Genomic DNA, 21,313 nt, shown 5'->3' with positions numbered 1-21,313 from the left:
CAGGCACACTCTTGGGTTATCAGGGCTTGGGCATCAGGGCGGCGATGTCATCGGCTGTAGGTGCCTGGAACTTGTATTTCGCCAGCAGCGCGGCGTATTCCGGGGTCTTGCTGTACTTCTCAAGACCGTCTTCAAGGGCCTTGCGGACCTCGTCGTTGCCCTTCTTCACGCCAAAGCCGTTGAGTACCGGGTAGATCAGGGTTTCGGAAGAAATCACCACGCGGTTACCCAGCTTTTCGACCACGCCGCGCGCGACCGCTGCGTCAGTGATCTGCGCTTCGACAGCATGAGCCAGCATGGCCTGGGTGGTCTGTGGGTCGGTGCCGTACTCACTGATGGCGATGGGCTGCAGACCATTTTTTACGCAGTAGTCGGTCGAGAGCTTCTGCAGTTGTTGCAGCCAGGAGGTGGCCGCCATTGAGCCGATCTTGTGGCCACAGAAGTCCTCTGGCGTCTTGGGCTGATAGGCGCTGCCCTTGACCGACAGAATCGCCTCACCGCTTTTCAGGTAAGGAATCATGTCGATAACTTTCAGGCGGTCGGCCGTGATGTACATCGACGAGTTGGTAATGTCGAAGCGTCCGCCCTGCAGCCCGCCGATCAGGTTGGGAAAGCGCGTGTCGATGTTTTCGGCCTTGAGCCCCATGACTTTCGCCAGACCGTCGAGAAACTCGATGTCAAAACCGGCGGGACGGTTCTTTTCCATGTATTCATAGGGGAAGAACGTCATGTCCGAGCCAGCAATGATCTTGCCGGGCTGCTGGAAGGCCGAAGCGGCAGACGAGGACATGGCAACCACCGCACCCAGCAAAGCCAAGGCTACGGGACGAACAATCAGAGCTGACAGCTTCATAGGTATTCCTCGTGGAGTCATGGAGATCAGGCAACGGCGGTGTCTTTTCCGGCTTGCTGCACAAAAAATGAAGCACCCTTGGGTTTCTGCGGCAGGCGTATGTGATGCTCGGTGCTGCGTACCAGGCCGCTCTCGTGGCCTGCGACCATCAACCCGGCATGCTCGCTGGGCAAAGGGTTCTCACCGAACGGCAATGCGTCTTCGGCGGCATAGACGCTGATGAACAACGTGCGCGGGAACTCGGTTTCATTAGGGCTTGAGGCATGCAACAGGCGTGTGTGCATGAAGCACACCGAGCCCGACGGGCCATAGCAGGCGACCGGCTGCCGGCAGTGCTGTTCAACCACCGCGTCTTCCACGGCACCAGTGAAACGCTCGTTCTGCCAATGCGACCAGAGCGCCTGCTTATGGCTGCCCGGCGCCACGTTCAGCGGGCCGTTTTCAGGGGTGACATCGCCGATCATCAACAGCGCCGTGACCAGGTCGTCATTGCTGTGCGGCGTGAAAAGGAAGTCCTGATGCCATTTCACCTGAGTCGCCGTGTGCGGCAGCTTGGAGTTGATCTTGCTGTGATGAAAACGGGTGCCGTTGCCGCCGATCAGTTGCGCCGCGATGGCTGCCATCCGTGACTGGAACGCTGCGTGCTGGTAGGCCGGCGAGATCTCCGTGGGCGAAGCCACGCGGCGCAGTGACGGGTGATCGGGGCGATGATCACTTTCAATGTCGAAGCGCGGACGCCCGTCCTGAGTCTGCCCCCAGGCCTGACTCTGGCTGCGGCTGTCGTCGACCCACTGGTCGAAGTCCTGTTGCAGCGCTGCCACTTCATCGGCTGCCAGCACGCCCTCCACTACCAGAAAACCCTGCTCGTGAAACTGGTCAATCTGCCATTGCTCGATCATGTTCTTATCCTCTTCAACAAGGCCTCAGGCCAGTGAGACATCTTTAAGAAAGGCTTCAACACGCGGGTGCTGGCCGTCGCGTAGCGCCTGGGGTTTGTCATCGCAGATCACGCGTCCCTTCTCCATAAAGACGATGCGGTCGGAGACCTTGAAGGCGAAGTTCATTTCATGGGTCACGATGACCATCGTGATGCCTTCACGGGCCAGGGTTTCAATGACCTGCAACACCTCGTTGACCTTCTCCGGGTCCAGCGCCGAGGTGGGCTCGTCGAACAGCATGATTTGCGGGCGCATCATCAGAGCGCGGGCGATGGCGACACGCTGCTGCTGGCCACCCGACAACTGATGCGGGTACTTCCAGGCGTGCTCCAGCATGCCGACCTTGTTCAGCAACTCGCAGGCCTGCTGCCTGAGCTCGGGCACGGGTGCCAGGCGGTGATAACGCGGAGCCAGCAGCAGGTTGTTCAGCACAGTCAGGTGCGGAAACAGGTTGAAGCTCTGAAACACCATGCCGATGTTCAAGCGGTAGGCCGCGTTCTCCACATAACGAGGCTTTTGCGCGCCTTGACGGACAAGATGAATGAACGGCTGGCCATTGATCTTGATGTCGCCGTTATCAATCTGCTCAAGGCCGTTGAGTAGCCTGATCAACGTGGTTTTGCCCGAGCCCGAGGGGCCGATCACCGACACCACCTCGCCGGAGTTGATCTGCAGGTTGACGGCACCCAGAACTTCGATGTCGTTGTACGCCTTGTGCAGCCGGGTTGCCTGAAGCGCAGGCCCTTGGAAATCCATGACCGGGCGAGCGACGACAGCAGGCTTTCGAGTCGCCAGCTCAAGCATCTCGGCGTCCGGTTCGCGGGTGACCTTGTGCTGCGTGACGTCCAGATAGCGCTCCAGGCGCTTGAGCAGGAAGTCGAATACGGTCACGATCAGCACGTAATAGAACGCCACGGCCGCCATGGTTTCCATCACCAGAAAGTTCTGCGAATACAGGCGCTGACCGACCATCAGGATCTCGGTCAGCGAGATCACTGAAACCAGCGAGCTGAGTTTGACGATGGAGATGTATTCGTTGGTCAGCGACGGCAGCGCCACACGCAGCGCCTGCGGGATCACGATCCGCCATTGCGTACCCACGAAGCGCAGGCCCAGCGCCCGGGCAGCTTCGGTCTGGCCTTTGGCGATGGACAGCAGGCCGCCGCGATGGATTTCCGCGACGTAGGCCGTTTCGCACATCACCATGGCAATCAGCCCGGCCCAGAACGGATTGGCCAACACCGCCGAGGTGGCGGGTACTGCCTGCGGCAAGTTGTAAACAAAGATCAGCAGTACCAGTAACGGCAAACTGCGAAATAACCAGATATAGGCTTTGGCCGGCAAGTTGATCAGCGGCAAAGATGATTGTTTGGCCAGCGCAAGAACAAAACCCAGAACAATACTGATGACCCAGGTCAGTACACTGAGTTGAATGACCGTCCAGGTGGCCATCCAGAACTCCGTATCGCTGAACAGGCCAAACATGTATTTCCAATCAAACGTCATTGTCGGCTCGCTCGGCAAATTGAATAGTGATGGGCGACGTCCTGTTGAAGTTGAAACGGGACGCTGTCCGTTTGCCCTTCTGAAGCCATCATGATTGATGCCAGGTCCCGCAGCCAAATAGTAAGTTTTGGCCCGCCGCATAGGAAAATCCTAAGCAGAGATGCCTGTATTCATCTTCAGGAGTGCAGCGCGTTAAAAAGGGTGAGTGAGGCTTTAGTGTCACACCGACCTGATTGCACACTTTTAGGGCGATTGAATAAAGCGGCAGCGAGAATCGCTCGTAATAGGTGCGCCGCCAGCATTTGCGGGCTTGTCTGGCAAAAGTCCATTGTTTGCAGGTGCCGCTGAATGATCATGGCCAGCGGCAGCTATCATGAGCACCTGACGAATCCGGCAAGGCGTGAGCAGCTGGCACGCTCCTCGCTAAGCATAGGTAAAAGCTATTCAAGTGCAGCCGTCCAGCGGCTGCTTATTACGAGGTACCCCGTGGCTCACTTCACCTTGAAACAGCTCAAGTATTTCGTGACAGCGGTCGAAATGGACAGCATTGCCGAAGCCTCGCGGCAGCTGCATATTTCACAGCCGTCTATTTCCGTTGCTATCAAGAACCTCGAAGAAGCCTTCAATCAGCCGCTGTTTGTGCGTCACCATGCGCAAGGTGTTTCCCTGACTTCCGGTGGCGGGAAAGTGTATGAGAAAGCCAAAGAGTTGCTGCGACTTTCCGAAGAGCTGGAACAAAACTCAAGAGCTGAAAACAAACACGTCTCCGGCACTATCGCCATTGGCTGCTTTGAATCGGCCGCGCCGCTTTACATGCCAAGGCTGGTGGCCGGTTTCAAGCGTTTATACCCGGATGTCACTATTCAGCTCTACGACGGCGAGCAGCATGAACTGATGCACGGGCTTCACCGTGGGCGCTTCGATCTGGCATTTCTGTACGACCTGGAACTGGGCACCACAATCAACAAAGAGGAATTGAATGCACCGCACAAGCCCTATGCGCTGTTGCCGGCAGCGCACCCTCTTGCAGTGAAAAAAACCGTGACCTTGCTGGAGCTGAGCCGCGAGCCGAAGATCCTGCTCGACGCCGTGCCCAGCAGGACCTACTTCATCGATATCTTCACGGAAAAGGGCTACACGCCGGTGGTCGCGTACAGTTCACCATCGATCGAAATGGTGCGCTGCATGGTCGGCCAGGGCCTGGGGTTTTCGGTACTGGTCACGCGTCCCAGAACCAACATGACCTACGACGGTGAGCTGCTGGCACAGCTCGATATCGAAGACGACATGCCCGCCTCCACCCTGGTCATGGCCTACCTGCGCAACAACCAGCCGACCCGTGCGACGCGACTGTTCATGGACTATTGCCGAACCATCGAGCTGGCATCGCCTGCCTCCTGAAGGGTGGCAGCAGTCCGCGCGAGGCCCGTGCAAGGCCGCATCCATGGGAAAGGCGCGGACCCAGTCAGGGAAAGTGTCATGCACCCATTCAAGCAGGCCTATAGGTTTGTAACTCCGCGAACGAAGTGATTTAACCGGCGATGGCACTGGCGACTACAGTTGGCGGACTTGCCAGCCATACCTGTCCCGGGCCGGAGCGCCCCGGAAAGTTACGGTTGATGGCGCTGACTGTAACCTGATCCTTACTGGTCGACGAGCCTGGGCCGCAGTTTGCACACGCGCCGCATGCAGGCTGTAGCAGTTCAGCACCAAAAGTCTCGAATGCCGGAAGATAACCTTTTTGCTCACAGTAATCGCGTACATCCACAGTGCCGAACTGCAGGTAGGGTTTCACATCCGGATGAAGCGTCAGCTCATGCTCAAGCGCCCAATTGATAACCTCGAAATAATGATCGAAATCATCACGCTTGCCTGCCGTGCAGGAGCCGCCGTAGGCAATATCGAGATGTACCCTGTCTGTCAGGTCGTTGAGTTGTCGCCCATTGCCAGGGTCTCCGGGAGAAGCAATCATTGGACGAATACTGTCGCAATCGAGCTCTATGGTATCTGCATACACAGCATCAGGATCACTGTGCATCCACGGCTCAAGAACGAAGTCGACATTGCGCCGCTGCTTGAGAAAACGGACGGTTTATGCGCTCCGATAAACCTGAGTAGTGTGTGTAGGGTGATAAATCTAACGGCTCCAGAAGATCCAGCGATTGTGCTTTCTCTTCAGGCTCAAAGGTAAATAGCGGGATCATCCTCCATGGAAAGAGTTCAGTTCAATCAAGTGAGGCGTCGGGCCGTCGGCGTGTGTCGTCAGTACATAGGGTGTGCTGCTGAAAACGTGCGGCAACACGGGTTACAACTGTTTTCTGGTCGGGAAAATCTTTTAGGTTGAATGGGGTGCCAACGCATAGGCTTTTTCAACACGCGGGAACAACGGGACCGTCAACAGCGCGCAGAATGCGGCTGCCAGCCACACCACTCCCCAGGAAAAATGAGTCATGAGGGCGGATGCTGCGATGGGTGTTGCGAACAACACCACAAATACGCAGGTATTGCCCATGGCCATGGCTGTACCCGCCCGACTTGCACCTGCCAGAGTGGCAAGTTCGGTGTAGGCGACACCGTGCCAGGCGGACACGCTGATTCCGGCGACAATCATGACGCCGATGATCAGGCCGCTGGCCAGCGCAGTTTCGCTCATGCCATAAAAACCGGCTGCCGACACGACGGTGCCCAATGCCAAAAAAGTCAGGGTGCTGAGCCAGGCGCAGGTTTTAAGATAAATGCGCCGTTTTTTGTTTTTGTCGGTCCAGCGTCCACTCCATATTCTGCTGACAATCGCGCCGATCTGGATGATCGCCAACGTGGTTGAAATCAGCGTGATGTCGATCTTGCTGAAATCATGGAAGAACACTGCCGCATAGGTGAGAATCGCGAATTGAGGTGCGCACAACAAACCGATGGCCAGGACGATGCGCCAGACCCTCAAATCCTTCAACGGACTCGCGCTTGTTTCCATACTCTGCTTTTTTGCCGCACTGCTGGAAAAGTCGGGTTCATAGAGCCAGAACCCTGCAAACAAGGCGGCTATCAGGCAGAACAAGGCAGATACGGTAAATACCTCTAGAAACCCGTAGGTATAAGCCAGATAAGGCAACACCACCGCACCCAAGGCGTACCCCCCTGGGACGGCCGTTTGCCGAATACTCATGGCCAACCCACGTTCACCCTCTTTGAACCAGGCCATGATCGCTCGCCCACTGGCCCCGTTGACGCTGCTGCCGAGCAAGCCAACCACGAACAGGCCTGAAGCCAGTAATACGACCGTGGGTGCGTAAGAAGCCAGCATGGCCAATATCAGTAAGGCAATACCCGAACTGAGCAGTCCCGTCAGCAACACGGGACGGTCTCCCCAGCGGTCAGTCAGCAGCCCCCACGGGATCTCGCTGATGGCGATGCCTAATCCTAAAACGCCCAGTACAAGTCCCAGTTCGCTGTTATCCAACTGGTAGGTAGCCCGCATATAGACTGCGGTCGCGGGCAGCCCTCCTACAACGCTGGAAAAGCTTGCGTTGGCGGCCACGCCGACACCTAGCACTTTCCAGCGATGACCGTTATCTACAGTCATAAGAATCCCACTATTTAATTGGTTGTGGATCGCAAGATTCTCATGAGAGTATCGTCTCGAATATCAAATTATTTTGCGTGTTCGTCCCGAAAAGCAGGATTGTCATGAGACCGGTAAATTTCGACTTAGATGTCATGCGCAGTTTCGTAACAGGGGTCGAACTGGGCAGTTTTGCCAAAGCCGCGCAAAAGCTCGCGCGCTCCACATCGGCCATCAGCGCTCAATTGAAAAAGCTGGAAGCTCAGGCAGGCTCGCCACTGTTCAAGAAGTCCGGACGCAAGCTGGCGCTGACGGATACCGGGGAAGTGTTGCTCAACTATTCCAGACGGCTCTTGAGCCTCAACGATGAGACGGTAACGGCGGTGTCCGAACTCAAGCTCAAAGGATGGGTTCGTCTTGGGCTTCAGGAGGACCTGGGCAGTTTTCTGCCGACCGTGCTTGGGCGATTTGCCAGAGCTCACCCCGATGTTCGAGTCGAGGCGCGGATTGCACGTAATGCAGACCTGCTGAACCGCATCGAAAACGGTTCTCTCGACCTTGCTGTGGCGTGGGGAGGAGTCAAAAAGAATGGGTACCAAGAGACGATAGTGGAGTTGCCCATGCAGTGGATCGGCTCGTCTCACCGGTATCTCGACTGGCGTGTCGAGTCAGGCAGCCCGCTTCCTGTTATCGCCTTCGATGCGCCTTGCCCCTTTCACTCAAAGGCGACCGACGCATTGGATGTTGCAGGGATTCCCTGGCATCTTTCCTTCACCAGTTCCAGTCTCAACGGCTTGTCTGCCGCCACCGAGGCTGGTCTGGGCTACACCATCAGAACGGCTCTCGGCCTCCAGTCAGGCACCGAGCTTCTCAATACTGAAGACCGGGGCTTGCCGCCCTTGCCCTCCATAGCCCTCACGTTGCACAGGCGAGAGGCAAATCCCAATCCTCTGACCGAGCGGTTGTCGAACATCGTGATACAGGCGATCAGAAGCGAGGTTGTCTGACCGCATTGGTCTGGAACGCTGTTTCTGACTCCAGAGTACAAGTCACTCTGCCTTTTCAGCCCCGCCCGCCTTCTCTTCCAGCTCGGCCATTCTGGCCTCCAGCGCCTCTAGGCGGGCGCGGGTACGGGCGAGGACGGCCATCTGGCTGTCAAACTCCTCACGGCTGACCAGATCCAGTTTGCTGAAGCCGCTTTGCAGCAGAGCTTTGAACTGGGTCTCGAATTCGCTTCGAGGTATAGGCGTCTCACCATTGAACAGGCGGGAGGCGTGGCCGCTTAAGGCGTCAAGAAAGGCTTTGGGCGCGAGCATGATGATTTTCCTGAATCAGATGGCGGCAGTGTAACACGCAGTGTTTATAGTCAATTCGAGGGCGCAAGGTGCACGCTTATGGAGCGACATACCGTGCACATGAGCACCATTACTGTGCATTACCTGCGCCGTGAATCCGGCCTGAAGGCGTAAACCCTGCTCAAGAGCCTGTATTCAATGAATATTCGCGAGATGGCAAGCTTTCTGCTTAGTGGCTTACGACCCATGCACTGATGCAGTCGCTGTGACGAATGCAGTGCGGCAGGCGGAGCGGGGAAGTGTTTCGTCAGAAGCGGTTTTCTGGAGTTGGTCTGGCCTGATCAGGCGGCCGACACGTTACAAAGCCAGACACTGCGCTTAGACTTGAGTCGGGTTTGTTTTCCTGGGGCAAGTCCACCAATTCGGGAGAAAGTTTTCATGAAGCTAGTCACTGCCATCATCAAGCCGTTCAAACTGGATGACGTGCGCGAGTCGTTGTCGGAAATCGGCGTGCAGGGCATCACCGTCACTGAAGTCAAAGGCTTCGGGCGTCAGAAGGGTCACACTGAGCTTTATCGCGGTGCTGAATACGTCGTCGACTTCCTTCCCAAGGTGAAGATCGATGTCGCCATCGATGACAAGGATCTGGATCGAGTCATCGAAGCCATAACCAAAGCCGCCAACACCGGCAAGATCGGTGACGGCAAGATTTTTGTGGTCAATCTGGAACAGGCCATTCGCATCCGTACCGGCGAGACCGATACAGACGCTATTTAAGCCGCCAAACCCAACGCCCCAGGAGAAAACAATATGACTCTGCGTCAATTCGCAGGGCTCGGTGCCCTGTTGTCCCTCGCATTACCTGGTCTTGCCCTGGCGGCTGATCCAGTGGCCGAGCCGGTGCTGAACTCTGGCGACACCGCATGGATGCTGACGGCGACCGCTCTGGTCCTGTTCATGACCATTCCCGGTCTCGCGCTGTTCTATGGCGGCATGGTCCGCTCGAAAAACATCCTGTCCGTGATGATGCAGTGTTTCGCAATCACCGGTCTGATCAGCATCCTGTGGGTCGTCTACGGCTACAGCATCGCGTTCGACACAACCGGCATGGAAGCGGGCGTCGTCAACTTCAACTCCTTCTTTGGCGGTATGGGTAAAGCGTTCCTGGCGGGTATCACGCCGGCGAGCCTTACCGGTCCTGCTGCATTGTTCCCTGAGGCGGTGTTCGTCACCTTCCAGATGACCTTTGCAATCATCACTCCCGCCCTGATCGTCGGTGCTTTCGCAGAACGCATGAAGTTCTCCGCGATGCTGATCTTCATGGGTATCTGGTTCACTCTGGTCTACGCGCCAATCGCCCACATGGTCTGGGGTGGCGTCGGTGGCCTGATGTGGGACTGGGGCGTTCTGGACTTCGCTGGCGGTACTGTCGTGCACATCAACGCCGGTGTAGCCGGTCTGGTGGCCTGCCTGGTACTGGGCAAGCGCAAAGGCTTCCCGACCACGCCAATGGCTCCACACAATCTGGGTTACACCCTGATCGGTGCCGCGATGCTCTGGGTCGGCTGGTTCGGCTTCAACGCCGGCTCCGCTGCAGCGGCCAACGGCACAGCCGGTATGGCGATGCTGGTGACTCAGATCGCTACCGCTGCTGCTGCCCTGGGCTGGATGTTCGCCGAGTGGCTGACTCACGGTAAGCCAAGTGCTCTGGGCATTGCTTCGGGCGTGGTTGCCGGTCTGGTCGCCATTACCCCGGCGGCCGGCACGGTCGGCCCGATGGGCGCTCTGATCATCGGTCTGGCAGCAGGCGTGATCTGCTTCTTCTGCGCCACCAGCCTCAAGCGCAAGCTTGGCTACGATGACTCTCTGGATGCATTCGGCGTGCACGGCATCGGCGGTATCGTCGGCGCAATCCTGACCGGTGTATTTGCAGCACCGGCACTGGGCGGTTTTGGCACTGTCACCGACATCGGTGCTCAGGTCTGGATTCAGTTCAAGGGCGTTGCGTTTACCGTCGTCTACACCGCAATCGTGACCTTCATCATCCTGAAAGTACTGGATGCGGTCATGGGCCTGCGCGTCACCGACGAGGAAGAGTCTGTCGGTCTGGACCTTGCGCAGCACAACGAGCGCGGCTACAACTTGTAAGCCGCCGCACACGCAAAAAAGAATGCCCGGTTTCCGGGCATTTTTTTGTCTGACGTTTGCGGATATACCACAGATTTTTGCTGTCATTGATCTTGCCCGTGTCAATGATTTCGGCACCGTGACGCAGCGCAGGTAACGATGTTGCGACAGTCTTCGTTAACTTGCAGGGAAGCCGGTTTATTGCGCGCTTTGCTTTTTTCTCAGTCGAGTTAGAATGCGCGCCGAAGGTGCGGAGAACGGTATGTGGCATCAATCCAGGATTGCCTTGCGGGCCAGGCCCCGCGGGTTTCATCTGGTGACCGACGAGATAGTCGCGGGCTTGCCCCCGTTGCGCGACTGTCGTGTCGGGCTACTGCATGTATGGCTGCAACATACCTCGGCTTCGTTGACCATCAACGAAAATGCCGATCCGGCGGTACGTCGTGACTTTGAGCGTTTTTTCAACCGTCTGGTGCCTCAGGGCGTGGACGGCTATGAACATGACGACGAAGGCCCTGATGACTTGCCAGCGCATTTCAAGGCCAGCCTGCTGGGCTGCCAGTTGGTTCTACCGGTGACGGCAGGGCGACTGGCGCTGGGCACCTGGCAAGGTATTTACCTGGGCGAACATCGGGACGCTGGTGGGTCTCGTAACGTCCTTGCCACCCTTCAGGGTGAGTGGACATAACCGCTGGGATCAGCGGTTGTTGAATTTTTCCGGTTGCCTTAGCAATTTTGGGCGGTTGGGCTATAAATAATCAGCTTTCGCAAGTCATGAGGTAGAACATGAGCGACGACGACGATACTAACGACGATCTGGTAGACGACCTGGAAGGCGAAGAGGACGGAGAGGAGCTTGCAGCTGCTTCCCCGGAAGACGACGCAGCCGAACCAGACGATTCCGACGTTCCGGCGGCACCTGCAAAAGGCAAGGCCAAGGCTGCAGTCTCGGTCGATGAACTGCCCAGCGTAGAAGCCAAGAACAAAGAGCGTGATGCGCTTGCCCGTGCCATGGAGGAATTCCTGGCGCGTGGTGGCAAGGTGCAGGAAGTGGAGGCCAATGTGGTCGCCGATCCGCCCAAAAAGCCTGACAACAAATACGGTAGCCGCCCGATCTAAGGCTGCATGACTGTATGAGAAGAAGCCCGCCGTCGCTGCGGGCTTTTTCCTGGACGCTTCTCAGGCCGCTTTCACGCCCAGCGTGCGAGTACTTCCGGCAACTGCGACAGGTTGTGGATCTCTGCATCCGGCAGCCGATCTGCGTCCCAGGCTTTGCCTTGCGGGTTGTACCAGATGGCACGCATGCCAGCCTTCTGGGCACCTGCGATATCGTCGCTGGGGTGATCACCTACATGCACAGCCGCGTCGGCATCGACTTTAGCGCGCCGCAACGCTTCCACAAACGGCGCAGGGTCGGGTTTGCCGATGCCCAGATCTTCCGCACACAACGCAAAGGCAAAGTAGTCCGCCAGCCCCAGACGGCGCACGTCGGCATTGCCGTTGGTAATCACGCCCAACGTGAACGTCTTGGCAAGAATCTCCAGAGTGGGCTGCACCTCCGGGAAAATCTGCACCTGATGACGCCCCTGCAGAAAGACTTCAAAACCCTGATCGGCCAGGTCCTGCGCCTTGTCTGACTCATAGCCTGCATCTTCGAGTGCATGAAACAGCACACGGCGTCGCAGTGCGCTGATCCGGTGCTTGAAAGACGGGTCTTCAGCCACAAGACGCGTGCGGATTTCCCACAAATGCTCGACAGGAACCGGCCCCAGCTTCGGCGCGCGTTCGGCCAGCCATTCACGCAATGCCTCTTCGGCACCGACAATGGCGGGGGCGGTGTCCCAGAGCGTGTCATCAAGATCAAACGTCACCAGCTTAATCATCTGCAGCTCCTTTACGTTTGGCTCGGGGATGGGCGCTGTCATAAACAGTAGCCAAATGCTGGAAGTCCAGGTGCGTATATATCTGCGTAGTCTTGATATCCGCATGGCCCAGCAGCTCTTGTACGGCACGCAAGTCCTGCGACGACTCAAGCAGGTGACTGGCGAAGGAGTGACGCAACATGTGCGGATGCAGGTTCTGCCCCAGCTCGCGCTCACCGGCCGCCTTGAGCCGAACCTGAATCGCGCGCGGGCCAAGGCGCTTGCCTTGCTGGGTGACGAACACGGCGTCGTCCTGCGGATTGCTCAGGGCACGCAGCGGCAACCAGATCTCCAGCGCCTGGCGGGCCTTGCTGCCGACGGGCAGCACGCGAGTCTTGCTGCCTTTACCCACCACCTGCACCAGCCCGTCGCGCAGGTCCAACTGGTCCAGGTTCAGGCCGGTCAGTTCAGACAGCCGCAATCCTGACGAGTAAAGCAGCTCAAGGATGGCCTGATCCCGGTGCGCCAGAAAATCATCTTCAACGCCACCGTCCAGCAATTGCGCGGCACGGTCAGTGTCCAGCGTCTTGGGCAGACGCCGTTCGCCCTTGGGCGGTGACAGGCCATTGGCAGGGTCATGCTGACAAGTGCCCTCGCGATTGAGGTACTTGTAGAAGCCACGCACCGCCGAGAGCATCCGCGCCAGACTGCGTGACGACTGGCCTTGCTGATGCTGGCGGGCGGTAAAGCTGCGCAAATGCTGGATATCCAGATCATTCCAGCTCGACAGCTGCGCCTTCTGGCAATACGCCAGGACCTTGCCCAAGTCACGTCGGTAGGCTTCAAGCGTATGAGGCGACACCTGGCGCTCACTGCGCAGGTGCATGCAGTAGGCGTCCAGATGCTGTTCCACGGCTAGCGGACCGAGCGTAACGAGTGAGCGAAACGTGGCAGCAGGCGGCTCAGGACATCAGCGATATAACTGAGAAACAGGGTGCCGACCGAGCTCTTGTAATGCTGCGGATCACGACTGCCGATGGCCAGCACACCATGCAGGCCCAGATGATTGAGGCTGGCGATGGCGGTAGAGCCGACTTCCTTGCCTTGCTCTGCGCCAAACAGAAACGCCAACTCATGCTCACGCAGAGCACCGCAGATGATCTTCTCGCCAATCAGACCGCCGATGGCTTTCTGTGCTTCCGCACTGCTGACCCAGCGACCCACTTGCATCGGACTGTCGCTGAACAGAATAAGGCTGACGAAGGGCACCTGAAAATCCTGACGCAGACTGTCTTCCACCGCGATGACCAGCTCGTCCAGGCTGGTGGCATCCATCAGGGCGAGGTTCAGACGTCGGGTCTTTTCGAACAGTCGGTCGTTGTCGCGAGCAACATCCATCAGTTGCGAAAGGCGATGACGCATTTCGATGTTGCGTTCGCGCAGCAGCTTGAGCTGACGCTCGACCAGCGAAACGGTATCGCCGCGCTGGTGCGGGATACGCATCGACACCAGCAGTTCGTCATGCTCGGCGAAGAAATCAGGGTGTTCAAGCAGGAAGGCGATGACCGCCTCTGCTTCAAGGTCTGGCGCTGCGCTATCGACAGGCGATTCGCAGGGTGTGCCTGTTGAAGCGGGAGGTTGATCGGTCATGCTGGTTACTCACTCAAAGACGAACTTGGCCTTCATAAACCCTGACTGCGGGGCCGGTCATCATGACGGAATGCCCCGGGCCAGCCCACTCGATGGACAGGCGACCTCCGGGCAGGTCGATCAGCAGCGGTGAATCCATCCAGCCCTGGCTGATGGCTGCAACCGCCGCCGCACAGGCACCGGTGCCGCAGGCCTGGGTCTCTCCGGCACCGCGCTCCCAGACGCGCAACTGCGCACGCTGGCGGTCCACAACATGAAGAAAGCCTACGTTGACCCGTGCAGGAAAGCGCGGGTGATGCTCGATCTTCGGCCCCAGTTCATGCACCGGTGCGTTATTGATGTCATCGACCCTCAGCACCGCGTGTGGATTGCCCATGGACAGCGCAGCCAGTTCGACATTCTGCCCGTTCACGTCAACGTTGTAACGGGTGGCCTGCTCCGGTGCCTGGAAGGGTATCTCTTCCGGGACAAACCTTGGCGGCCCCATATCGACGCTGATCTGCCCGTCGCTACGAATATCCAGCTCGATAATGCCGCTCTTGGTTTCGACGCGTATCTGTTTCTTGGCCGTCAGGCGCTTGTCGAGCACGAAGCGGGCAAAGCAGCGCGCGCCGTTGCCACACTGTTCGACCTCGGAGCCGTCGGAGTTGAAGATTCTATAGCGAAAGTCCACATCCGGATTGTTCGGTGCCTCGACCAGTAAAAGCTGATCGAAACCGATACCGGTGTGGCGGTCGCCCCATTGTTTGGCGTGCTTGGGCAAGATATGCGCGTGCTGACTCACCAGGTCCAGGACCATGAAGTCATTACCCAGCCCGTGCATCTTGGTAAAACGCAGCAGCATGGGATTACTCCGGCAGCAGGCTTTCGCCAGCGAACAGCTCGGCCACGGTTTCGCGACGACGCACTTCAAAAGCCTGGGAACCGTCGACCAGTACCTCAGCGGCACGGCCACGGGTGTTGTAGTTCGAACTCATGACAAAGCCATAGGCCCCGGCTGAATGAACTGCCAGCAAATCGCCTTCGGCCAGCGCCAGCGCCCGGCCCTTGGCCAGGAAGTCGCCGGTCTCGCAGATCGGCCCTACGACATCGTACGTACGGGGCTCGCTGTCACGCGGACGCACCGCCGTGACGTCCATCCAGGCCTGATACAGCGCTGGGCGGATCAGATCGTTCATTGCCGCATCGACGATGGCGAAGTCCTTGTGCTCGGTGTGCTTGAGGTACTCGACACGGGTCAGCAGCGCGCCTGCGTTGGCCACGATGAAGCGTCCCGGCTCGAACAGCAGCCCCAGGTCACGGCCGGCAAGACGCTCGCGCACCGCTTTGATGTAATCCGCCGCCAGCGGAGGCTCCTCATCGCGGTAGCGCACGCCCAGACCGCCGCCCAGATCGATGTGGTGCAGGTGAATGCCGCAATCGCCAAGGCGATCGACCAGATCCAGCAGGCGATCCAGCGCATCGATGAACGGTTCGAGCGTGGTCAGTTGCGAACCGATGTGGCAGTCGACCCCGATCACTTCCAGGTTCGGCAGTTGCGAGGCGCGAATGTAAACATCTTCGGCTGCCGCGATCGCGATACCGAACTTGTTTTCTTTAAGGCCCGTGGAGATGTAAGGGTGAGTGCCTGCGTCCACATCGGGGTTGACCCGCAGCGATATCGGCGCACGAACGTTGAGTCCGGCAGCCACTTCCTGCAAGCGCTCCAGCTCATCGGTGGATTCGACGTTGAAGCAGTGCACGCCGACTTCCAGCGCACGGCGCATATCCTCACGGGTCTTGCCGACACCGGAAAACACGATCTTCTCGGCTTTGCCGCCAGCGGCCAGCACACGCTCCAGCTCACCACGCGAAACAATGTCGAAACCGGCACCAAGGCGCGCCAGGACATTGAGTACTCCGAGATTGGAGTTGGCTTTTACGGCGAAGCAGACCATGTGCGGCATGCCGCTCAACGCATCGGCGTAGGCACGGTATTGCGCTTCGATATGAGCGCGCGAGTAGACATAGGTCGGCGTGCCGAAACGCTCGGCAATGGCAGACAATGCTACCCCTTCCGCGAACAGCTCACCGTCGCGGTAGTTGAAGGCGTCCATGGGATTCCCTTAAAGGTGCTTGTGCGATTGCGATTTGGCTTGTTCGTCCGGGGTTTTGGTGTCGTCCGGCAGATACAGCGGGCCTTTCTGGCCACAGGCCGTGACAAGACAGGCAACCGCGACAAGCGCAGCAAGCGAAGAGATCAGGCGCTTCATGGCGAAATCCTTTGTAAAAGCATTAATTGCGCCCGAGTATACCGACCACCCGGCAGCTTGCCTATGCGAGGGACCTCCCGTCCGGCGGGCCTGGGAGATTAATGCGCTCATGTAGCAACAACTGACGGTTAAACTTTGCATTTGCCCGACAGCGTCCGTATCTTGCCCCTCTGCGCCATCAGCAGACACTTATCGAGGTTCCCGTAATGAGTTTGACCGAAGCGCGCTTTCACGACCTGGTCGATGCGACTCAGCAGAATATCGAAGATGTTTTCGATGAGAGTGGCCTGGATATAGATCTGGAAAATTCGGCCGGTGTATTAACCGTCAAGTTCGAAGGCGGCTCGCAGCTTATTTTCAGCCGTCAGGAGCCACTCCGTCAGCTCTGGCTGGCAGCGAAATCGGGTGGCTTCCACTTCGAATACAACGAAGAAGAAAGCTATTGGGCATGCGACACCAGCGATGAATTGCTCAGCGAGATGCTTGCTCGTATCACGTTTGACCAAGCCGGCGCCGAGCTGGATTTCTCGCCAGACACCCGCTCGACCGCCCAAGCCGCTTTTCAGCAACGTCAGCCCGGCAGTGCCTTCGCCGTGTATCAGCCTGTGTCGGCTTGATGAACACAAGGTCTGCCTGGGGTGCTTTCGCCACGTCGAAGATATTCGCGAATGGCGCTCGGCCGATGACGATCGACGTCGCCAGATTCGTCGCGAAGCGGACCAGCGTCGAGCCAGCGCCAAGGTCGATCAGGCCGCAGGCTGATACCGCATCGGGTTGTGTATTTGCTGCGCTGTGTTAGTGTCAGGCCCTGCTTCTCCAGAGTGAGAAGCCCGTCAAACCCCGCCCATACGGCGGGGTTTTGTTTTATTCATGGAGAATAAAGGAGTCTGCCCAGACCATGACCACAGCACCTTCGATCATCCTCACACGACTCGACGTACAGCGTCTTGAAAGCTTTATCGCCAGCCAGGACGAAGACACACCGGGTATCCAGGCGTTGCAGGCCGAACTGGACCGTGCCGACCAGGTGGTTGGCCACGATGAAGTGCCTGCCGGCGTTGTGACCATGAATTCGCGCGTGCATTGCCGTGAGGAAGTCAGCGGCAAGGATTACCACCTCAAGCTGGTGTATCCGCAGGATGCAGGCGCGGATGGCACTGTCTCGGTTCTGGCACCAATGGGGTCGGCCTTGCTGGGCCTGCAGGTCGGCCAGCACATCGACTGGCCCGCACCGGGCGGCAAGACGCTGAAACTGACGTTGCTGGCGGTGGAGTATCAGCCGGAAGCGGCGGGCGAGTACGAGTAATCGAAGACCCTGCAGCCGTAGAACGCCCTCCGCATTCAGGAGCGGACGCAGAGCGTCCAGAAATGCAGTCCCACGCTGGAGGGTGCGCAACGAGAGGCGCGTGGGGGAAACGACAAACTTGCGTCAGGCCTGATCCATCGCCTCGTTCAGCAACTTTTCCAGCTCGGCCTTGTGGCGCAGGAAGAGGATGCTCTGCCCGTGTCGGTCATCGAGCAGGCCGGACAGGTCCAGGTCGGTGATGTAACAGCGATAGCGTTGGGGCTCCAGGCGCTTGCCAAGGATTTGCTGCGCAACGGCGGCATACAACTGATCGCCATATTCCAGCTCGGAAAACTCGCTGTTGTCGCAGTACAGAGTGGCGCTCAATTGTCCGGGCGAGGTTTCTTCGATGATTGCCTGCACGTCGTAAAACGCCTTGTCCGCTGCCGTCGGTGCCAGTCGGTGCTCGACACGTCGCGCGAGCCCCGGACCGGAGGGCAACACCTGATAGTAGAGGGTTTCCAGCGATACCGGCTCGGAAGGATCGTCCAGCGGCAATGAAGCGCCTCGGCGGTAAACCAGTGCATGGAAAAAACGCTGCAGAGGCGTCAGCAGGCTTTGTTCGTCGTGATACGGCAAGCGCTGGTGCCAAAGCGAATTGTGTTCGTCCAGCACATACACGTCGGCCTCCGGCTCGTTGATCCGGTAAAACACCTGAATACATTCAGGCTGGCCGAGTGGCAGGATCAGGGCCAGGTCATGGCCGTCGAGCGCCTGCGGGTCCAGATGCAACGGACTGTACAGTGGCAGCTCTTCGCCCAGGTACTTGAACAGGCCCGGCAGACTGTTGACCACCACATGGCCGACCTGACCCGGCTTGATCTCCAGCACGTGATACTGCTGCTGCACCTGAATCAGGTAACGGTGATTCAACCGCCTGGCGAGTAACAGTCGGGCCGTGCTGATCAGGTCCTCAACACGCTGGGCGATGGCGGACGCCCGGTTATGGCAGAAACAGCGCACGCGAATCTGCGGCTGCTTACCACTCTGCGGCAGGCTGCCGAGCAGTTCGCTCAGGCAGTCGAGCAGGGCGTGCGGGCCGTCGTAACGGCTGACCAGTGTTTCGTTCCAGGTATTGAGGGTAATCTGGTCCAGCGTCAGAACCAGATTTTCCCGAACCCCAGCGTAACTCAGCGAATCGGTACGCTCGGTGGTCATCAGAATATTGAGATCGCGGTGATGCCTGAGCGGGTCGACCCCCACATTGACCAGCAGCAGAATCTCACTGGGCGTACTGGGCATGAGCAACTCGTCGTCGCTGACCTCGGGCAGCGGCAGTTCAATGCTCTGCTGCAAGGCTCCCATCAGGTTGAAAAGTTCGAACTCGCTCAAGTCACTGGTGCCGGGGTGCAGCGCCACGCGGGTCGTGGCGTCGATCACATTGTTGCGATGGCACCAGGTCAGTAGCTCAAGCAGCTCCCGGCTGCGTTTGATCGGCGAAAAATTCGGCCAGTCATGAATGCCCAGATTGCCGTTATACAACGCCCACTGATGCTTGCCCGGCTCGCGTTTGTCAGGGGAGTGCACCAGCGTCAGCGTGTCTTCGGCAAGGTCCGGGGCGATGCCCGGATTGATGAACTCAACCTTGCCCGCCTTGCGCTCGAAAGCGGCATACAGACGCCGACCGAGAATGGTCAGGTCGCGCGCATTGAGCGCGTCGGCGGTGCTTTGCGTTCTGGCGAAGCGGGTCTGAAAGCGGTAGCTGTAATTCAGCTCGTTGACCAGCGCACGGCGCTCGCTGGCCACCTGACGGACTTTCCACTGGCTGCGGCTGTCGAGCAGCGCCAGTTGCCGCTCATCCCAGCCCCACTCCTTGGTCAAGCGCTCCAGCAGCAGACGCTGCCAGCCAACGTTGCGCTGACGAGGCGATCCGGTGAGCTTTTTGTTGACCTTCAGGTACAGGCTGCGCCGCACCAGCTCCAGCCGCTCCGTCTCGTTGCGTGCTTGCAGATGTTCTTCAATACGCCGGTACACGACCACATAAGGGTCCAGCTCATCGAGATCCAGCTGATTGGCGAACACGGCTTGCTTGAAACGCAGGCTCAGGCACTGCACATGAGGATGCTCGCTGGAATAGACCTCGATCAGCAGCAGCTTGAGCACAGACTTGTAGGGCGATTCGATACCTTTGAACAACTGCCACAATCCGGCACCGATGAATTCCGCAGGAGGAATGTGCGACATCGGTCCGAGGTCGAGCACCTCACCGGCGCGGATGAAGCGTTTGCTCAGCAGGGTATGGGTGTAATCCTCATAGTTCTGCTCTTCATAGACCGGCACCAGCCACCACATCGGGGTACGGCCTGCGAGCCAGATCGCGGTGCGATAAAACTCGTCGAGCAACAGGTAATGCTGGGTAGTACCACAATCGTCAGAGCTGAGCTGCGAGTCGCGCTCCCCGCTCCTGAAGCGTTGCGGGTCGATCAGAAAGAAGTGCGCCTCCGCCCCCATCGTCGCAGCCCAGGCTTCAAGTGCCTGGCATTTCTTGCGCAGTTCGGCGATGGCCTCCGGCTCCAGCTCACTGTCGTGGCAGACCCACACATCCATATCGCTCTGTTCGGCCTGAGCCAGCGTGCCGAGGCTGCCCATCAGGAACAGGCCATGAATCGGCTGAGGCGGGTTGCCGTGCCGGGCCTTGTAGGAAAAAGACCGCGTCAGGCGCTGAGCCTCGGCGAGTGCCAAGGCGTCAGGTTCGTATTGCGAGACGCCCGCAGGCGTGCTGCCGGAAACATACCCGGGCAACAGAGGGTGATTGACGTGGAAGAACAGCGGCAGCAGTGTCAGGACGCTTTGCTGGCGGGTCGACATGCCTTCGAGCGCACGCGCGTATCGCCCGCCATTGAGCGACAGGAAGCGGTTACGTAACTGGCTGAGAACCTTGCGGTCGATGCCCTCATCCAGGTCGGGGCGAATTTCAGGATTACGCGTCATCGCAACTCAAGGCATCTGGCCTGTGCAGGCGTGGACTTACTGAGCAAGATGGCGGAGAAGTGTGCAGCCGAGCGAAGTGGCTTCAGTCGGGTTGTTATTCTGGCGCCAGATTCCTGTATCGACCGGCGTGCAGATAAATAAAGGGCCTGCCACGCTTTTTTGTGCGCAGGCCCCGGTGACCGTCAGGCAGCCTGTTTCGAGACGTTGAGGATGGTCAGCAATGACTGGGCGTGTTGGGCGGCTTCAAGTCCGAGGCTGGTCAGATAACCGCCATCGACCTGGGTCGTCAGTCCTTTATCGAAGAGTCTTTTTGCGGCCGCAACGGCAGAGGGTGCCGCCACGTGGTGGACTTTGAGGCCTTCCTGGGTGTTTCCCAGATTGAACAGTGCAAGGATTTCCAGTTCGGCAACCAACTCAGGGGTATACGACATAGGTACTCCAGACTTTTTGTAGTAATCCGACCGCGCCGGCTGGCGGGTGTGTTCTGGAATCGACGTGTCCGATCTGTGCTCGTCGGTTCTGGATGACCGTTGAAGCCGGTTTGGCGTGATGGCCCCGGAGGATGAAGCGGCAGCGGGGCATTTGCAGTGTAGTCAGCGTCTGGCGTGTTTGCAGCATATATCTCGATGGCACAATACGACCGGGCAGTTACTGTTTTTCCGGTGGCAGTTCGGGCAGGGCGCGTAATGCGGCTTCATACCACTGCGTATCGAACGGACGGTCCTGCTCCAGCAAGGCATCGATTTCGATGGCAAGTACGTGCGCCATCATTTCGAGAATATCTTCACGCTCGTAATTAACCAGCGTGAGCATGTTGAAAACGGCCTTGGCCGCCGGCGGGTTACCGGATTCGATCTGGTTTTCGATGGCTTCGATCAGGGTCGAGGCGGCAAATTCTTCTTCGTCATTGTCGATTGCGTCGGTCATGGTCAATCCTCTGTCAAGGCAGGCAGTCTAACCGGCGACCTGCAAACAACAAACCCCGGATATCCGGG

The 21,313-nt window shown here is 58.3% G+C and carries 22 protein-coding genes and 2 pseudogenes; 9 read left to right on the top strand and 15 right to left on the bottom strand.

Annotated elements, in window-relative coordinates:
* Nucleotides 1–19: 19 nt before the first annotated feature.
* The 3 genes from ALO80_RS06895 to ALO80_RS06885 are packed head-to-tail and all read right to left on the bottom strand — an operon-like array spanning nt 20 to nt 3,297.
* Nucleotides 20–853, bottom strand: coding sequence for a transporter substrate-binding domain-containing protein (locus ALO80_RS06895; protein ID WP_055008401.1), 834 nt, complete (start codon nt 851–853; stop codon nt 20–22).
* Nucleotides 854–879: 26 nt separating this feature from the next.
* Complete coding sequence (locus tag ALO80_RS06890; protein ID WP_055008400.1) at nt 880–1,752, bottom strand: phytanoyl-CoA dioxygenase family protein; 873 nt, start codon at nt 1,750–1,752, stop codon at nt 880–882.
* A 24-nt stretch (nt 1,753–1,776) separates the two neighbouring features.
* On the bottom strand, nt 1,777–3,297 hold the full coding sequence (locus ALO80_RS06885) for an amino acid ABC transporter permease/ATP-binding protein (protein ID WP_055008399.1): 1,521 nt from the start codon (nt 3,295–3,297) through the stop codon (nt 1,777–1,779).
* Nucleotides 3,298–3,834: 537 nt separating this feature from the next.
* Here ALO80_RS06885 and ALO80_RS06880 point away from each other — a divergent pair.
* Nucleotides 3,835–4,698: a LysR family transcriptional regulator gene (locus ALO80_RS06880; protein WP_055008408.1), complete on the top strand. Its 864-nt coding sequence runs from the start codon at nt 3,835–3,837 to the stop codon at nt 4,696–4,698.
* A 130-nt stretch (nt 4,699–4,828) separates the two neighbouring features.
* Here the strand turns inward: ALO80_RS06880 and ALO80_RS06875 are convergent.
* Together ALO80_RS06875 and ALO80_RS06870 are read right to left on the bottom strand one after the other, a co-directional pair.
* Nucleotides 4,829–5,338, bottom strand: a pseudogene (locus ALO80_RS06875) (aconitase family protein); the annotation flags it as partial.
* A 294-nt stretch (nt 5,339–5,632) separates the two neighbouring features.
* Nucleotides 5,633–6,877, bottom strand: a complete 1,245-nt coding sequence (locus ALO80_RS06870) for an MFS transporter (RefSeq protein WP_055008397.1) — start codon at nt 6,875–6,877, stop codon at nt 5,633–5,635.
* Between the two features lie 77 nt (nt 6,878–6,954).
* Here ALO80_RS06870 and ALO80_RS06865 point away from each other — a divergent pair, with 77 nt between their 5' ends.
* Nucleotides 6,955–7,863: a LysR substrate-binding domain-containing protein gene (locus tag ALO80_RS06865; protein WP_235812453.1), complete on the top strand. Its 909-nt coding sequence runs from the start codon at nt 6,955–6,957 to the stop codon at nt 7,861–7,863.
* A 42-nt stretch (nt 7,864–7,905) separates the two neighbouring features.
* On the opposite strand, the gene ALO80_RS06860 is transcribed toward ALO80_RS06865, so the two are convergent.
* Entirely contained in the window at nt 7,906–8,172 is a 267-nt protein-coding gene (locus ALO80_RS06860) for an accessory factor UbiK family protein (protein ID WP_055004935.1), read from the bottom strand.
* Between the two features lie 417 nt (nt 8,173–8,589).
* Here ALO80_RS06860 and glnK point away from each other — a divergent pair, with 417 nt between their 5' ends.
* From glnK to sutA, 4 genes are all read left to right on the top strand, one after another.
* Complete coding sequence (glnK, locus tag ALO80_RS06855; RefSeq protein ID WP_002555808.1) at nt 8,590–8,928, top strand: P-II family nitrogen regulator; 339 nt, start codon at nt 8,590–8,592, stop codon at nt 8,926–8,928.
* Between the two features lie 33 nt (nt 8,929–8,961).
* Nucleotides 8,962–10,299: an ammonium transporter gene (locus ALO80_RS06850; protein WP_054986748.1), complete on the top strand. Its 1,338-nt coding sequence runs from the start codon at nt 8,962–8,964 to the stop codon at nt 10,297–10,299.
* 241 nt (nt 10,300–10,540) lie between these two features.
* Nucleotides 10,541–10,966, top strand: a complete 426-nt coding sequence (locus ALO80_RS06845; protein ID WP_054986755.1) for a secondary thiamine-phosphate synthase enzyme YjbQ — start codon at nt 10,541–10,543, stop codon at nt 10,964–10,966.
* 98 nt (nt 10,967–11,064) lie between these two features.
* A complete protein-coding gene (sutA, locus tag ALO80_RS06840; protein ID WP_054986747.1) occupies nt 11,065–11,397 on the top strand; it encodes a transcriptional regulator SutA in 333 nt (110 codons plus the stop codon).
* Between the two features lie 71 nt (nt 11,398–11,468).
* Here sutA and ALO80_RS06835 read toward each other — a convergent pair whose 3' ends face one another.
* From ALO80_RS06835 to lptM, 6 genes are read right to left on the bottom strand one after another with little or no spacing between them, the layout of a single operon-like run.
* Nucleotides 11,469–12,161 carry an HAD family hydrolase gene (locus ALO80_RS06835; RefSeq protein ID WP_055008396.1) on the bottom strand — a complete coding sequence of 231 codons (693 nt, stop codon included), beginning with the start codon at nt 12,159–12,161 and terminating at the stop codon, nt 11,469–11,471.
* Entirely contained in the window at nt 12,154–13,053 is a 900-nt protein-coding gene (xerC, locus tag ALO80_RS06830) for a tyrosine recombinase XerC (protein WP_055008395.1), read from the bottom strand. Before xerC ends, ALO80_RS06835 begins: the two co-directional genes overlap by 8 nt.
* Before the next feature lie 2 nt (nt 13,054–13,055).
* Entirely contained in the window at nt 13,056–13,790 is a 735-nt protein-coding gene (locus tag ALO80_RS06825; RefSeq protein WP_055004933.1) for a DUF484 family protein, read from the bottom strand.
* Between the two features lie 13 nt (nt 13,791–13,803).
* Nucleotides 13,804–14,634 (bottom strand): diaminopimelate epimerase, encoded by an 831-nt coding sequence (gene dapF, locus ALO80_RS06820; RefSeq protein ID WP_055004932.1) that lies wholly within the window; start codon nt 14,632–14,634, stop codon nt 13,804–13,806.
* Between the two features lie 4 nt (nt 14,635–14,638).
* Complete coding sequence (gene lysA, locus ALO80_RS06815) at nt 14,639–15,886, bottom strand: diaminopimelate decarboxylase (RefSeq protein ID WP_055008394.1); 1,248 nt, start codon at nt 15,884–15,886, stop codon at nt 14,639–14,641.
* A gap of 9 nt (nt 15,887–15,895) precedes the next feature.
* Nucleotides 15,896–16,042 carry an LPS translocon maturation chaperone LptM gene (gene lptM / locus ALO80_RS29145; protein WP_002555817.1) on the bottom strand — a complete coding sequence of 49 codons (147 nt, stop codon included), beginning with the start codon at nt 16,040–16,042 and terminating at the stop codon, nt 15,896–15,898.
* Nucleotides 16,043–16,248: 206 nt separating this feature from the next.
* Here lptM and cyaY point away from each other — a divergent pair.
* The 3 genes and pseudogenes from cyaY to rnk all read left to right on the top strand — a co-directional run.
* Nucleotides 16,249–16,572: pseudogene (gene cyaY / locus ALO80_RS06810) on the top strand (iron donor protein CyaY); the annotation flags it as partial.
* The gene (locus ALO80_RS29135; protein ID WP_083493166.1) at nt 16,565–16,804 is read left to right on the top strand and encodes a DUF1289 domain-containing protein; all 240 of its coding nucleotides are present in this window, start codon (nt 16,565–16,567) and stop codon (nt 16,802–16,804) included. The pseudogene cyaY and the gene ALO80_RS29135, both read left to right, overlap by 8 nt.
* Nucleotides 16,805–16,940: 136 nt before the next feature.
* Nucleotides 16,941–17,348 (top strand): nucleoside diphosphate kinase regulator, encoded by a 408-nt coding sequence (gene rnk / locus ALO80_RS06805; protein ID WP_005743168.1) that lies wholly within the window; start codon nt 16,941–16,943, stop codon nt 17,346–17,348.
* Nucleotides 17,349–17,471: 123 nt separating this feature from the next.
* Here the strand turns inward: rnk and ALO80_RS06800 are convergent, their stop codons facing one another.
* The 3 genes from ALO80_RS06800 to ALO80_RS06790 all read right to left on the bottom strand — a co-directional run bounded on the left by ALO80_RS06800 (nt 17,472) and on the right by ALO80_RS06790 (nt 21,245).
* Entirely contained in the window at nt 17,472–20,318 is a 2,847-nt protein-coding gene (locus ALO80_RS06800) for a class I adenylate cyclase (protein ID WP_055008393.1), read from the bottom strand.
* A gap of 182 nt (nt 20,319–20,500) precedes the next feature.
* A complete protein-coding gene (locus ALO80_RS06795; protein ID WP_054986739.1) occupies nt 20,501–20,749 on the bottom strand; it encodes a TIGR02647 family protein in 249 nt (82 codons plus the stop codon).
* A gap of 217 nt (nt 20,750–20,966) precedes the next feature.
* Nucleotides 20,967–21,245, bottom strand: a complete 279-nt coding sequence (locus tag ALO80_RS06790; RefSeq protein ID WP_055008392.1) for a hypothetical protein — start codon at nt 21,243–21,245, stop codon at nt 20,967–20,969.
* Between the last annotated feature and the right edge of the window lie 68 nt (nt 21,246–21,313).

The organism is Pseudomonas caricapapayae, assembly GCF_001400735.1.
Taxonomy (GTDB): domain Bacteria; phylum Pseudomonadota; class Gammaproteobacteria; order Pseudomonadales; family Pseudomonadaceae; genus Aquipseudomonas; species Aquipseudomonas caricapapayae.
Note: the sequence above shows the minus strand (reverse complement) of the source record. Positions and strands in the feature narration are given on the sequence as shown.